Origin of the sequence: Telluribacter sp. (genome assembly GCF_035998675.1) — a bacterium.
GTDB lineage: Bacteria > Bacteroidota > Bacteroidia > Cytophagales > Spirosomataceae > Telluribacter.
Genome location: NZ_DASYHI010000015.1, coordinates 19,634 through 33,128, shown reverse-complemented (window position 1 = coordinate 33,128; position 13,495 = coordinate 19,634). Strand labels below are relative to the sequence as shown.

Annotated in this window: 14 protein-coding genes and 1 tRNA gene; 9 read left to right on the top strand and 6 right to left on the bottom strand. The window is 47.3% G+C overall.

The window, feature by feature from the left end:
* Positions 1-15 precede the first annotated feature (15 nt).
* On the bottom strand, positions 16-1,053 hold the full coding sequence (lpxD, locus tag VGN67_RS07885) for a UDP-3-O-(3-hydroxymyristoyl)glucosamine N-acyltransferase (protein ID WP_327486255.1): 1,038 nt from the start codon (positions 1,051-1,053) through the stop codon (positions 16-18).
* Positions 1,054-1,148: 95 nt separating this feature from the next.
* Positions 1,149-2,381 carry an HD domain-containing protein gene (locus tag VGN67_RS07880; RefSeq protein WP_327486254.1) on the bottom strand — a complete coding sequence of 411 codons (1,233 nt, stop codon included), beginning with the start codon at positions 2,379-2,381 and terminating at the stop codon, positions 1,149-1,151.
* Between the two features lie 116 nt (positions 2,382-2,497).
* On the opposite strand from VGN67_RS07880, the gene VGN67_RS07875 reads away from it, so the two are divergent.
* From VGN67_RS07875 to VGN67_RS07855, 5 genes are all read left to right on the top strand, one after another.
* Positions 2,498-2,571 (top strand) — tRNA-Ile (locus VGN67_RS07875).
* A 60-nt stretch (positions 2,572-2,631) separates the two neighbouring features.
* A complete protein-coding gene (locus tag VGN67_RS07870) occupies positions 2,632-3,525 on the top strand; it encodes a DNA/RNA non-specific endonuclease (protein WP_327486253.1) in 894 nt (297 codons plus the stop codon).
* 248 nt (positions 3,526-3,773) lie between these two features.
* Positions 3,774-4,109 (top strand): hypothetical protein, encoded by a 336-nt coding sequence (locus VGN67_RS07865; protein ID WP_327486252.1) that lies wholly within the window; start codon positions 3,774-3,776, stop codon positions 4,107-4,109.
* Positions 4,106-4,681, top strand: a complete 576-nt coding sequence (locus VGN67_RS07860) for a hypothetical protein (protein WP_327486251.1) — start codon at positions 4,106-4,108, stop codon at positions 4,679-4,681. The genes VGN67_RS07865 and VGN67_RS07860 overlap by 4 nt, the downstream gene beginning before the upstream one ends.
* 35 nt (positions 4,682-4,716) lie before the next feature.
* Complete coding sequence (locus VGN67_RS07855) at positions 4,717-4,977, top strand: hypothetical protein (protein ID WP_327486250.1); 261 nt, start codon at positions 4,717-4,719, stop codon at positions 4,975-4,977.
* Between the two features lie 30 nt (positions 4,978-5,007).
* On the opposite strand, the gene VGN67_RS07850 is transcribed toward VGN67_RS07855, so the two are convergent.
* Positions 5,008-5,556, bottom strand: a complete 549-nt coding sequence (locus VGN67_RS07850; RefSeq protein ID WP_327486249.1) for a hypothetical protein — start codon at positions 5,554-5,556, stop codon at positions 5,008-5,010.
* A 5-nt stretch (positions 5,557-5,561) separates the two neighbouring features.
* Entirely contained in the window at positions 5,562-5,813 is a 252-nt protein-coding gene (locus VGN67_RS07845; protein WP_327486248.1) for a hypothetical protein, read from the bottom strand.
* Positions 5,814-5,975: 162 nt separating this feature from the next.
* Between VGN67_RS07845 and VGN67_RS07840 the strand changes: the two genes are divergently transcribed.
* Positions 5,976-8,522, top strand: a complete 2,547-nt coding sequence (locus tag VGN67_RS07840) for a hypothetical protein (RefSeq protein WP_327486247.1) — start codon at positions 5,976-5,978, stop codon at positions 8,520-8,522.
* A 313-nt stretch (positions 8,523-8,835) separates the two neighbouring features.
* On the opposite strand, the gene VGN67_RS07835 is transcribed toward VGN67_RS07840, so the two are convergent.
* Together VGN67_RS07835 and VGN67_RS07830 are read right to left on the bottom strand one after the other, a co-directional pair.
* Positions 8,836-10,197: a hypothetical protein gene (locus VGN67_RS07835; RefSeq protein WP_327486246.1), complete on the bottom strand. Its 1,362-nt coding sequence runs from the start codon at positions 10,195-10,197 to the stop codon at positions 8,836-8,838.
* Positions 10,198-10,224: 27 nt separating this feature from the next.
* Positions 10,225-10,515, bottom strand: a complete 291-nt coding sequence (locus VGN67_RS07830; RefSeq protein ID WP_327486245.1) for a hypothetical protein — start codon at positions 10,513-10,515, stop codon at positions 10,225-10,227.
* Positions 10,516-10,951: 436 nt separating this feature from the next.
* Here VGN67_RS07830 and VGN67_RS07825 point away from each other — a divergent pair, with 436 nt between their 5' ends.
* The 3 genes from VGN67_RS07825 to VGN67_RS07815 all read left to right on the top strand — a co-directional run bounded on the left by VGN67_RS07825 (position 10,952) and on the right by VGN67_RS07815 (position 13,440).
* Complete coding sequence (locus tag VGN67_RS07825) at positions 10,952-11,461, top strand: hypothetical protein (RefSeq protein WP_327486244.1); 510 nt, start codon at positions 10,952-10,954, stop codon at positions 11,459-11,461.
* Between the two features lie 153 nt (positions 11,462-11,614).
* Positions 11,615-11,929 carry a hypothetical protein gene (locus tag VGN67_RS07820; protein ID WP_327486243.1) on the top strand — a complete coding sequence of 105 codons (315 nt, stop codon included), beginning with the start codon at positions 11,615-11,617 and terminating at the stop codon, positions 11,927-11,929.
* A gap of 398 nt (positions 11,930-12,327) precedes the next feature.
* On the top strand, positions 12,328-13,440 hold the full coding sequence (locus VGN67_RS07815; RefSeq protein WP_327486242.1) for a type I restriction endonuclease: 1,113 nt from the start codon (positions 12,328-12,330) through the stop codon (positions 13,438-13,440).
* Positions 13,441-13,495 lie beyond the last annotated feature (55 nt).

Below are 13,495 nucleotides of genomic sequence, written 5' to 3'. Positions count from 1 at the left end.
AGAGGGTATCTAGCCCTATTTTTCGGAATGCTGATGAGATCGTTCGAGTTCCAGGAGGCGCTTTTCCAGGTCGGGCAGGCGTTTTAAAGCGGCCAGTGCGCGTAAGTGTGAGCTTAAGTCATAAGCGGGAGAGCCACTCAGGGACACCCCTTCGGTTTTTATAGTTTTTCCCAGACCCGACTGGGCACCTATTTTGGTTCGGTTGGCCAGCGTCAGGTGACCGGCTATGCCTACCTGCCCGCCTATGACGCACTGCTCCCCGATCCTGGTCGAGCCGGATACGCCGGCCTGCGCCGCAATGACAGTATTTTTGCCCACTTCCACGTTATGCGCTAACTGCACGTGGTTGTCGAGTTTTACACCCTGCCGGATAATGGTAGAACCCATGGTCGCGCAGTCAATGGTGGTGTTGGCTCCTACCCGTACGTCATCTTCCAGTACCACATTTCCCAGTTGCGGAATGGTCTTGTAAGAGCCGTCGGGCTGGGGGGCAAAACCAAATCCATCGCTCCCGATGACGGCATTGGCAAAGATAGTGCAATTCCGCCCGATTACCGTGCGGGCATAAATGCGTACGCCCGGATGAATCACCGTATTATCACCAATACTGACTCCATCCCCAATGTAAGTATTAGGGTAAATCTTGACGTTGTTACCTAACCGGCAGTTGTTTCCAATATAGGAAAAAGCGCCCCGGTAGCCTCCTTGGCCCATGCTGCTGCCTTCGCCCAGATGGCTGGGCTGCTCTACCCCCTGCTTTCCCTGAGCGGTCAGCTTCTGGTATTGTTCGAGCAGTTGGGTAAAGGCTAAGTAGGCGTTACCGACATAAATAAGGGACGAAGCCACCGCCTGGCGGGGCTCAAAGCCATTATTTACAATAACGGCGGTAGAGCGGGTACTATAGAGGTACTGTTCGTACTTTGGGTTGGCTAAAAAAGAGATACAACCGGGCTGCCCTTCCTCGATTTTAGCTGCCGAACGGATCAGGGCGTTTTCATCACCTACTACGGTTCCGTTAAGCATCCGGGCTATATCCCTGACAGTAAATTCCATACAATTCTTGCTGATTGTGGTGTTGCCGTTAAGTAGGATCTAATACAAAGCAAAAGAGGGGACTTCGGCTGCATAGCACTGATTGAACGGCATAGCTATTGCCGCAAAGATACATTTTTAGCCCAACATACGTAATACTTCCGGACAATCTTACTTAACGCTTTTATGGTAGGCAGGTCCGAAGCCTCGGTGATATTCACTACATTACCGTTTTTTAGTTTTATCTTAATTTGTTCACCTTCTTCCACATAGGCCGCGTTGGTGGTCTGGCCCTCCACCAGGAAGTACGAGAGCTGGTCTTCGGGTATGCCCTTCCGCAACAAGTCTTCGCGCAGGGGAGCTACCACGTTTTCTTCGGAAGGCTGCGTCAGGAACAGAACCTTGAACAGCCGCCGGTTGAGCAGCATGGTACACAGCACCGAAAGAACGGGGTCATTGTGCTGGGCCCACACTTTTACCGAAGTCCAGATGTCGTAGTCATCGAGCCGGATAAAGGCCAGCAGGTAGTCGGGTCGGCTCACAAAGTCATCAAATGTCAGCTTGTTTTTCAGGAAAAGAGCCAGGCTCGGCGTAGCAAATACCGTTTGTCCCTCCTGGGTCAGCTGGCGGGCGCGACGGATAATCTGCGAGAGCATGGCCTCGGCGCAAAGGGAGGTCTTGTGCAGGTATACCTGCCAGTACATCAGGCGGCGGGAGTTCAGGAAATTCTCAATACTAAGTACCCCTTTTTCTTCCACCACCAGCCGGTCATTGCTCAGGTCCAGCATTTTGATGAGGCGGTCGGCTCCGATGGCCCCCTCGGTAACGCCGGTATAGAAGCAGTCGCGGTTGAGGTAGTCCATGCGGTCCATGTCCAGCTGACTGGAAATCATCTGGTGAAAAAACGGACGCGGGTAGGTACCCTCGAACATCTGGATGGCCAGGTCGAGGCGGTCGCCCAACTGGCGGTTGAGGTCGTGCATCATCAGCAGCGAAACCTGCTCGTGCGCCACCTCCGACAGCAGGGTACTTTCCAGTACGTGGGAAAAAGGGCCGTGCCCAATGTCGTGCAGCAGTATCGCCGCCTGGGCGGCTTCGCATTCGGCCTCCCGGATCAGGTGGCCTTTGTTCTGGAGAGTACTCAGCGCCTGTCCCATCAGGTGCATGGCCCCCAGGGCGTGGTGAAAGCGGGTATGCAGCGCGCCCGGATACACATACTCCGCAATGCCCAGCTGCTTTATACGACGCAACCGCTGAAAGTACGGGTGCTCTACCAGGTCAAACAGTAAACCGGAGGGAATGGTGATAAAGCCGTAGACCGGATCGTTGACTATCTTTCGTTTATTCAAAGCAGTTTTTTTGCAAAAATAATAAACCAGGCGCTGACCCCGCTATTTATTATCCAAAGATGCTTTGCAGATTTAGAACGAATGCCTAATTTTGTACCTCAAACTCGTCAGGAGTTGGGCCTATAGCTCATTCGGTTAGAGCAACTGACTCATAATCAGTAGGTGCCTGGTTCGATCCCAGGTGGGCCCACGTTGAAAATCAAGCACTTAACAATTTATTGCTAAGTGCTTTTTTTCTTTGTGCATTACAATGTGCATTGCATCTACGCCGGATAAAGTAAAACAGGGCTATAATGAAGAATCCTTTAAGGTAATTTTTCTGCTGCGGATAACGGCAGCATGTAAGAAAGAGGGGAATGTTACGCCTGTCCCTGAGATTGAAAGTATCCACCTTAGCCTTGGCAACCCTACTGCCGCCAAAGCTGATACCACTACACCTGATAATTACCTGATGCTAAAAGAGGAGTACGCCCTTTCCTACAATCGTAGCAAGCGGCATGCGAATTGGGTAGCCTGGGAGCTTTCGAATGATTGGATTGGTAGTAGCGATAGGCAAGACAACTTTCGTCCGAACCCGGCGCTTCCTGCTGGCTGGTACCGGGTTGTGATAAGCGACTACACCAATAGCGGATTTGATGGGGGGCACCTCTGCCCATCAGCAGACCGAACCAATTCCGATCAGAGCAACGCTGCTACCTTCCTGATGACAAACATCATCCCGCAGGCTCCGCAGCTTAATAGAGAGGCGTGGGCGCGTTTGGAAGACTATTGCCGGGACTTAGTAGGCAAGGGGTATAGATTGTTTATTGTGGCGGGTGTATACGGCACAGGCGGGGAAGGGAGCGCCGGGAGTAAGAACACCATCCGGAATAGTATCAATGTTCCGGCTCGAAACTATAAGGTCATCGTGGCTATCCCTGGCGGTGGAGGTATAGAGCAAATCAATGCCTCTACCCCAGTTATTGCGGTGGATTTTCCTAACGTAGCTAGTGCGGTCAATAATAAGAGCTGGGGTAGCTTTGTGACTACGCCGGGAGCCATAGAGAAGGCGGCAGGGGTGGACTTCTTTACGTATCTGCCTGTTCAGGTAAGTAAGGCACTGGAGGCGGCCCGCTTTGATCCTACCTCAACAGTACTATTGTGAATATCATTCATGGCAGACTTTTATTTATTTCCTAGAAGTAGACAATAGAGTATAGAATCAAGAGCATCATCTTATTGACATAACTACCTATACCTAGCTCTCCTCAGATATTGATTGCCATTTAACCGCCTTTTATGGAGATTCATGTATTATTTATTGACAATTAAAATAGTTGTAGAGAAACTTGGAACATCTTTTGATGTTATCTAATAAGTAGATCATTAAAAAATCATTTGATTTTATAAACTATGCAACCCAAAAAGGCCAGGACCCAAAGGAATAGCAAACCTGAAAAGGAAAAAATATCTAACCTTGTGGCCGAATCATTTAAAAATCCTGACATACTAAAATTGTACATTAATGGGTTTATAAATGGGCATAGCCAGGCGGACATGTACATTCTCCTTATGCAGAATGGAGCCCCCCATAGTGTGCTTAATATGTCTTTTACAACCGCTAAATCGCTTCATGAGAGTTTAGGAGCATTGATTAGCGGTTTTGAGGCAAAAACCAATCATACAATAATGGTAATGCAGGATATCGCCAACTCGGCGCTTCCTGACGAAGAAACTTTTGAGATATGAACCCAATGGTTAAATTTATCGGTCCTAACAATGCTTTTGCATACATTGGGCCCTTGGAAAATAAGCCTGATTTAATACATAAGGCCATTGAAGATCTGAAAACACTTCAAGAGGGCTGGGATTATGGGCAAGGTGTTCCTGTGTCTGAGATGGTTGTTAATAAGGCAAAGCAAATATACTCTCTTGGCAAATTGCTAACACTTAAGGTGGAGGTAATGCCTAAAACGAATGGTGGGATTATACTGAACTTTTTTAAGTCAGTTGAATCTGATATTTTTTTAGAGGTGACTATAAATCCCGATTTATCACTTGACTATGTACTGGAAAGAGGAAAAGGACATGATTTTGAAACTCTTGAAGAAGACGAGAATGTCTTATTGCCATCATTGCATTCTAAACTAAATATGGTGTCTCGAGCCCAATGGAATTCATTAGAACCCTACACATTAGAAAATATTCAGTTTCAAAACAACGTTTTACTAGTGAATGCTTCACTAGCTATCACGGCGGGATATCCGTCTTCGATGCAAAATGCGCCGAGGAAACCTCATCAAGCATTTGCCAACACATAAAATGCTTCTATATCTCAACAGTTGCAACACCAATAATGTATTGGTTAATTGATGATGCGGAATTGAAGGCCGCAGAAGGCTTTGAGGGTGTAGAAATAGAACCGACCGAAAGTTCGTCAGGCGACAAGTGCCACTATGACATACGCAATGTTAAGGATAAAAAAGCGGGTAAATTCGCATCCGTATCCTTAAAAAAGAGTCTATTCATTTGTGATAAAGATTGTAAGGCTACACAAGTCACCGAAGAAGAGTATAGTAAAATAGGGGATATGTACGCCGATGGGGTTTCACCATAAGCCTACATATCCTAACACGTAGTCAATCCTCTATAGTAAATATTCGGTAGACTGATAACAACTCAGCTTTTCCTCATCCTCCTCAACCGGACAGCGCAATACAAATAACTCCTGATCAGCAAGCCCGAACGCCGCTGTAAACTGCTCTATAAAGCCATCGAACGTCCTGGCCACGATATGCACCCCGCCCGCCCTGGTTACGTGCGCAGCGGTCTTCTTTTGGGCTTCACTCATCCGGTCACGGCCGTACTTTACCTCTATCTGTAGGGAGCGTCCCTGGTACATACCCTGTACGTCGGTGGCGCCGGTCCGGGTAGTACCCGGTGTCCAGATTTCCCGGCCTTTTACCTTTCGCTTTACTCCCATGCTCTGTTGCCTGGTAGCGTACCCGCCGGTAAGGTTGAGGTAAGCCACGATTGCGGCCGTCAGAGCATTACTGGAGTTATCGCTGTACTTCTTAGCGTAGAAGCCCCGGGTTTGTGCCACGTTGGGGTATTTGGTCGCGTTGTACTGCTCTTTCAGGGTATTGAGCCGAGGCAGGTAGATAGAGGGAGCCTGGCGGGTTGTAAGTGTACCCATTGCCGTTACTTGTCTTCCAGGTATTTATCTAACAGCTCCGTCCACAGGTCCGGCCCGCTACTGCAATTATCCTCAATAGCTACCCTTAACGCTGTAACAGCGCAGAATACCTCTTCCGGGAAATCGGTTATACTTGTCCGCTGGCCCGTCCGGGAGTGGATGTAGCGGGCAATAAGCTCCTCGAGGCCCATGTCCCGAATAGCCAACAGGAGGTTTAGCTCGTTTAGCTCTAATTGGTCTCTGAATTTATCTGCCATAGTAGGTAGTGGTGTTTTACCTAAATATAGCAAATTCTACCTGATAATGGCCCATCATCGTAGATAATTTATCGCCAAAATATGGGTTTTCTTGGGTTTTTAAACTATCTTCCCTAAGGGTTTCGACCCTCTGTTAGCCCTCTGAACAAAACATGAAATACAATGGCTTTTGGTGTTAAGTATATCGCTACGTACAGGACCGTAATTGATGAAGAAAAAGAAATCCGCTTCTCAAAAGAGGGGTACGAAGGCGAGGTAATTGAGTGGAATACGGGTTCTACTCCGGTTTCGTATGAAAAGGGGGATAGTGACATGCTTTTTGAGAAGCCTATTGTGTCTTCGATTGTTACTATTCAGCTCAATGTACCTTACCAGCTGAACGTTACCGAGTTTCTTAGCGACCGTCAGGAGTGGCGGGTTGAGATTGTTAGCCGGGGGAGCGGGGTAACAGACTTCTCCGGATGGGTGGAACCCTATAATGGACATAAGCCTTATAATAAGCCACCCCATGAGGTAACACTTACTGCTTCCTGCGGCTTGTCCCACCTACGGAAGATCCGCTACAAGCCAACCATTACCAGCACGACCACCAAAAGCGCAATTGCCATTCTGCACGAGTGTCTGTTGCTGACGGGTCACGACTTCCCAATACTGGCCACCGTATTAACCCGGGAGAACTCTCTGGAACCCTCGGAGCGGGTACTTGATGAGGTAGGCTTTGACACTGACCGCTACTATAACGGGGAGCAACAACGCCTTTACGCCTATGATGTGTTAGAGGACATACTCAACCACTTTAACGCTGAGCTGTTCCAATACAATCAGGAGTGGCGGATCAGGTCCCTATCAGATTTAGCTCAGGGAGCGAGCGCCTACATTGCCTACGTAAACGGGGTATACAGCCACACACCGCTTCTTAACCCACCTATGGTTTACCAGGTGAACGGGGCCGCTCCTGTCGCTCTTTCTATGGATGGTGGCGTTATCGGAGTATTGCCTCCGGTGAAGCGATACAAGGCAGTGGCCAACCTGGCCCCCTACGCTAACATGATGCCGAACGGGGAGCTGCGTCACACATCCGCAGGGGCTTTTGTCGGATGGACTAATGTAGGGGAGGTACCCAGCGGGGTACAGATTAGCAGCAACCCAGCTCTATTACCTAACTTCCTGCGGTTGGACGGGAGTATAAAGTTTAGTGACGTAGTGTACGAGTTTAAGCACACCCTTTCCAATAAGACTACCTATACCTATCTATACCAGCCAACAAAGTACTTTAAATCCCCTCCCGTCTTCTTTGGGCGCTACACTAAGAAGCTGACCATAAAGGGCTCGTATTCTACCTCAGCGCCTATTGATGGCGATTTTATAGAGGTAATTATGGGCATTCGTGCGACTACTGCGGATGGTACACAAGAGCGTTGGTTAGATGTTGAGGGAGTTTGGCGCAAAGAGTGGCGCTGCGTTAAGTTTCCCCCTTCTGTACTTACTTCGAGCCGCGATGGGGTCAGCACTGAGCCGGGAACGATAGAGGTTGAGGTAGATACCGGTATTCTGAATATTGCTCATAACATCCGCCAGCTCCAGACTTTGGGGATAACTCCACCTTTATACACAAATCTGGAAATCAGGCTTTATCAGGTACTTAACAAGGTAGCCCGTGGTTCAGGTCCGTTTGTGAAGTGGTACGGTTTCAGAGCGCAGCCTGTCAGGGAGGCAGAGGATAACGAGTACGAGCTTACCCTACAGACTGAGAGCGTACTGGAAGACGAAGGGGAGTCGGTAGAGCTAATGACAGCTGACTATTTGCCTGGCTTTACGGGTACTATGGTGTTAACCGATACGGGAGCGCCTACCAGTAGTTGGAAGCGACACAACCGCACAGAAGCCAATGGTATCATGTGGCTGATGTTGGCTGACCGCCTGGCCATGCTACACCAACCTATGAAGATGGTAGAGTGTGACATCGTGGTAAAGAGCGGATTCAACCCTTCCTTTTTAAATCTGCTCCGGTTCGCTGATCAGGGAGAGGGTACGGACCTCTATAAGGTAACGCGGTGGGAGTGGACTGATCACCTGCGAAGGGCAAGGGTAACGGCGGTAGAGCTACGCTACCTTGAGACAACCCTAACGAAAGTAACGAAGGTACGCGACTCTACCCGGCCAAGCCGGAACGGCCGTATACTAATAGACGAAGAGGGAGGGGGCGGTGTAGTACTGCCATCGGAGGAACCGGACGCGGGTAGTGTCCCGTCAGGCAGGATGGGGGTTGAGGAGGTTGAAACACTTGAAGCGGCTACCCTTATTACACAGTATCCATGGTTTGAAGGACTACCCACCTTGGATCTTAGGGAGGACTCGCTGTTTAGGGAAACAATAGACCTTACCAGCTACCTGGCTACCACCAACCCACCGGAGCTTATTATTACCATAGAGGATATTCTTGATAAGCCTGATTGGTGTACGGTAACGACTAACGGGCTCGTAGTTACAATATCCTCCCGTAGCAGGGTGTTAAATGAGCTGCGCCTACCTAAACTGCTTTTATTCGGCACGATAGGTAACGTTCAAAGGTATCACATACTTTCCTTTCCTACCGATATTTTCCGTCGGGGACTCTCGGAGAGGGAGACGGAAATAAGAATGTTCCCTCACCTGATGACCCCCGCCGAAAAGATGCTTATTAGGAGATTTGGATGGCCCCGGGATTAGTAAGCATTGGTGTAGTGGAGGTGATTAAGGGGTGGGCCAAAAGGTTAACCCCTTATTTTACTGATCTGCGCTACATTGCGTACGGGTGTGTACCGTAAGGATAATGATAACCTCGTCCGGCTGTCTTACCCCACAGGTTAGAACGAGAGGTAAGTCTTTTTTACCTACCTCCCGTACCTACAATGATTGACACTGAAAACTAATTTTACCCGCCTTTGAATCCTTTTTTAGGAGTTTAGAAAACTTAGGGCGGTAGCGTAATTGCCTTTTACTAAGTTTTTAGTAAAAGGAGTAAACCCCCGCTTTTGGATGATCAGGAACCGGTTCTGTGAATGGTGAAGACTCCGTGGCGCTCTACTGCTTCTGTTCTTACCTGTGGCGGTGCCTGGGTGTTGCATGCACTTGTATCCTGCGGTAGCTGACTGGCCAGGGTTTCATCACTTACGCGGGTATAAGGGGCCGCCTCTTCAATCTTCTTCCAGCCCATTATTTCAATGGCGTAGTAAGGCTTGATACGAGCAACATTTATCAGGTAATTAGCAAACGTCTTCCTGGCCATGTGAAAGCTCATTTTCTTCTTTTTGACTCCAGCCGCCTTGGCGATCAGTTCCAGCAACTTGCCGGACGTGGGCAGATTAAAAGGGAGCATACCTAGTCCTCCATATTTTTCAATAACCTCCTCTACCTCCGCTCTCAGGGGTACCCGGTATTGTGTGCCGGTCTTCTTTCTCCTTCCCATCAGCATACGCCCCGCCCGTGTCTCTACTATTTCCCCGGGCTCAATAAAACGGGGGCTTCGTGCGTCTTCAATTTGCTTTTGCTGGGTTTTCGGATTTAGTAGTTCGTAATCTCCAATAGCAAGACCCGTAAAGCTACAGAAGTAAAAAGCATCCCTGATTTTCTCCGCCACGGGGTTGTCAGTCAAATCGAGTTCCCACCAGGCTTCCAGCTCGTGCGGCTCCAACCATATTGGATTAGGAGTTTTATCGATCCTTATCTTTTTCAGGTCTTCATAAGGGTTTTTGGCAGCGTACTTCTTTGCCACAGCATACTTGAGTGTCATATTGACTACCTGCATAACCCGGCCAACGAAACTCTTCTTTTTCCCCTCTTCCAGCATACATAACTGTATTTGCTCTATGTGGTCTGTCTCGTAATAGCTGATCGGCATGGCGCTATAATCGAGCTTTTCAAGCACCTTCTGTACGGTCTTAAGGTTACGACCCCTTAAATCGTAGGTACCTTTGCTGATAAGAGACCCTACCACCTTAGATTGCTCAACCATAAAGGATTGAAATACATCCGGTAGTGTCCTGAAATTATAGGGTAGACCTGGGTTGTTAATTTGAAAAGAGACCTCCTCTATCACGCTTTTCAGGTCGTCCATGGTGAAAGCCTTACGTGTAATCATGCGGTCTTCAAAGACCCTTACCACTCCGTCGCTTACTCCCTGAATTAGCTTCTTGACGTCATGGTAGTGCCGACTCCCTGGTTTTGGCTCCTTGGCCTTCATATCAAATTCTTCCGCATACATCTCTATTGCCCTAATTGAAGAGGTCATTGCCTGACACTTTCCATTTAAAGGGAATTTTACACGAACATAGAGGGTGCCGCGCTTACCCTCAATTGAGGATGGGCGTACATAGAAGTACGATTGTATTTTGTTCTGTATCATTTTGTTTTAGTTTTTAGGTGGCAAAAATTAGTTCTGGGTCAGGTCCGTAATGGTGTTTTCCTTGAACTTTTCCAGTTCTCGTACCAGGTCGAGTAGCATCCGGTAGAGAAAAGCCTGATTGCCATTTTGGGTGGAATCGGTAGGCATATCCGAATTAGAGATGCTACCTGAGAACATAGCCCAAAGGGTGTTTTCTACCTCGGCAGAGCCTCCATAGTAGCTAAAAAACTCATTGATTAGTGCTTGCACTGTCTCCGGGTCCAGGCGGACGGGAGAGGCCAACCCGGATAGGTTGACGCGTTGTTTGGGAGTTGACATAGAGTTATTTGGACAGTTAATTTCATGCAACAAAAAACGGTGCTGCACTTGCCGTATGTCCAACCCACTCTAAGGGCCAAGGTCTTCAAACCTTGTACGGTAGTTACAACACCGTTCATCGGTGTATAAACAAGAAAGTATAGGCACAAAAAATGCCGACAATAAGTATTGCGGCCTCGCGGCCTTAGAGTGAATTGGACACTACAAAACTAAGAATTCTACTCAATATTCCAAGCGTCCCGCTACTCCACTGCCGCATTTTTATTATTCCAAAGTTGATGTATTTGGGGGTTTATCCTTCACGGCAATACACGAAAGGCCGGAGGTGAGGGTATACGGCATCTACAGCTTACCGTTAGATAAAATTTTCTGCTTCCTACGCTGCTTTCTTTTACCATTGGACTGAAATTGTTTACCTCACCTTAACCCACTCGCTATGAATGACAATACCAGCTCCTTTCGCGGTATGGTAGCCCTGATCATCGCTATTTTTGCTTTCTTTACTCCCCGCCTGTTTCTGTCTTTTATTCTGATAGGTATTGCCATATTTGCTATCCTGGGATTAGCCAAGGATAAAGTAAAGATTTATGCTGTGGCCGCCCTACTAATTGGAGGTTTCATCCTATACGCCGAATCCGTACGTCACGCCAGCGGAAGTAAAGTTTATGAAATAACATATCAGGTCGAGTGTGATGGTTGCGATGTGCGCTACACCAATGCTACCGGCGGGGATGTGAAGCTCGATAATCATGGCAACCTCTTTAAAAAACTAAGGGCTACCGGGGATACTTATATCAACCTCTCCGCCATGAACAGCTACGACACTAAAGGGGAGGTAACGGCCAGCGTCTACGTGAACGGTGTTCTTCTGAAAACAGAGACCGGATCTGGCAAGGGAGCGTTAGCTTATGTAAGTGTATTCCCGAAAGAAGTAGACGGGTTCTAACCCCCATTTTCCTTGTACATGGGGCATGGAGGCTGAAAAAGGTTCGTTATTCTGTTTTGCTTACGCAACATGTGCCATGAATCCGGAACCGTTACAATAGGTTTTAGCTTGATAGGTTGTAGCTAATAACGGCTATAACTAAAATCTATTTTTATGAATAAGTCAGAGCAATTATCGGAGATACAGAGGAGGCTATCTCTGATAGATTTTTACAGCACCAATGACTACACCACAAGCAATGTGTTACGCCTGATCGATGAGGCACTTTTTGTTTTAAAGCCCTTCCAAGATGAGGAGGCGAAGGAGATAGTTATGGGACTTTCTGAATGCCGCAGGACCCTCGCACAATCACCACTACTAAACGAACCAAAGCATACCCGTAAACCAACAGAGGCAGAGGCAGATGCTTATTACGAAGCAATTAATTTGATTGATAGAGCTGACCGCTACCAGTTTAATCAAGAATAGGCGGTTGCATACCCCCTACCCTGAATTTTAGCACAATACGAGCGAGGTTGGAGCATCGGTATACAACCGTCAGGTCTTAGACTTTTCGGGTACCCCTCCCCGGGGGTGGGTCAAAACTTCACGGCGCATCTTCTGTATACCGCAGCCCTAACCCTACGCGTACCGTGTCAGAATAGAGTAGGGGGGGTATCAAATGCAACCGCCCGTTTACTACCCTCCAATAAAGCACGTATTGTGCTAAAATGTGCGGCGGGGGGGGGTATGCAACGAGGCTATTTTCGATCTGAGTATACCGTTAGATAAATTTTTGTCTTTTAAATCAGAGGATTTTGGCCTTTCCTAAGCTAATTCTTTACATTAGACCTCTACTATTTCTCATACACTCAAACACTTCTACTATGGATTTCAAGGATCAAGTGCGTAAACTAAGCGACCGCGTAACAAAGCTTAAGGATAATATACTTACCGAAGAAGCCACTAAAAACGCCTTTATTATGCCCTTCTTACAGGTATTAGGGTATGATGTATTTAACCCCCTTGAGGTAGTGCCAGAGTACATTTGTGATATAGGAACCAAAAAAGGGGAAAAGATTGATTATGCTATTTTCCAGGACAATAATCCAGTAATACTGGTAGAATGTAAGCATTGGAAACAGAAGTTGGATATACATGATGGGCAGCTGCTCAGATACTTCCATGTATCCAAAGCAAAGTTCGCCCTTCTTACTAATGGTCTTGTTTATAGGTTTTACACTGACTTGATAGAGCTAAACAAGATGGATGAAAAGCCTTTCTTTGAGTTCAATCTTGAAGAAATTAAGGATGGGCAGATCGAAAAGTTGAAAGAGTTTCACAGGGAGTACTTTAATATTGATAGCCTTTATCAGTCTGCCAGTGAGCTAAAGTATACCAACGAAATCAGGAAGCTTGTACAGCAGGAATTTCACGAACCCAATGATGAGTTTGTAAGATATTTTGTGAAGCAAGTCTATCCCTCGGTTGTTACTGCCAAAGTTTTAGAAGGATTTCGCCCCCTGGTAAAACGTACAATAGCCAATCTTATTAATGATACCATAAACGATAGGTTGAAGTCAGCTATAACTACCGAAGCCGTACCGGTTCCGGCAAGTGGTGGAGAGGATGCAAAGCCTTCGGTAGAGACAGTAATATTACCCGCAAGCTTCAACGCTGCTCCTGAAAGAGATATAGTGACTACAGGGGAGGAATTAGAAGGGTTTTATATTGTTCGTTCTATACTTCGCCCCAACGTCCCTGCACAGCGCATTACTCATAGGGATGCGCTCTCCTACTTTGCCATCTTTCTGGATGACAACAACCGCCGTCCAATCTGCCGCCTATACCTGAATGGCCAGACAAAGAAGTACATAGGTACATTCGATGAGGACAAGAAGGAGACTAAGTCTGAAATTTCATCATTGGACGACATTTACAAATTCAGTAAGGAATTAGAGGGAGTCGCAGCCTCTTACCTTGAACTTCAAAAAAAGTAGTTGTTTATTTATCTCCAAACCTATTATAAGAATCCTTCAATTGAGTAATACTTTC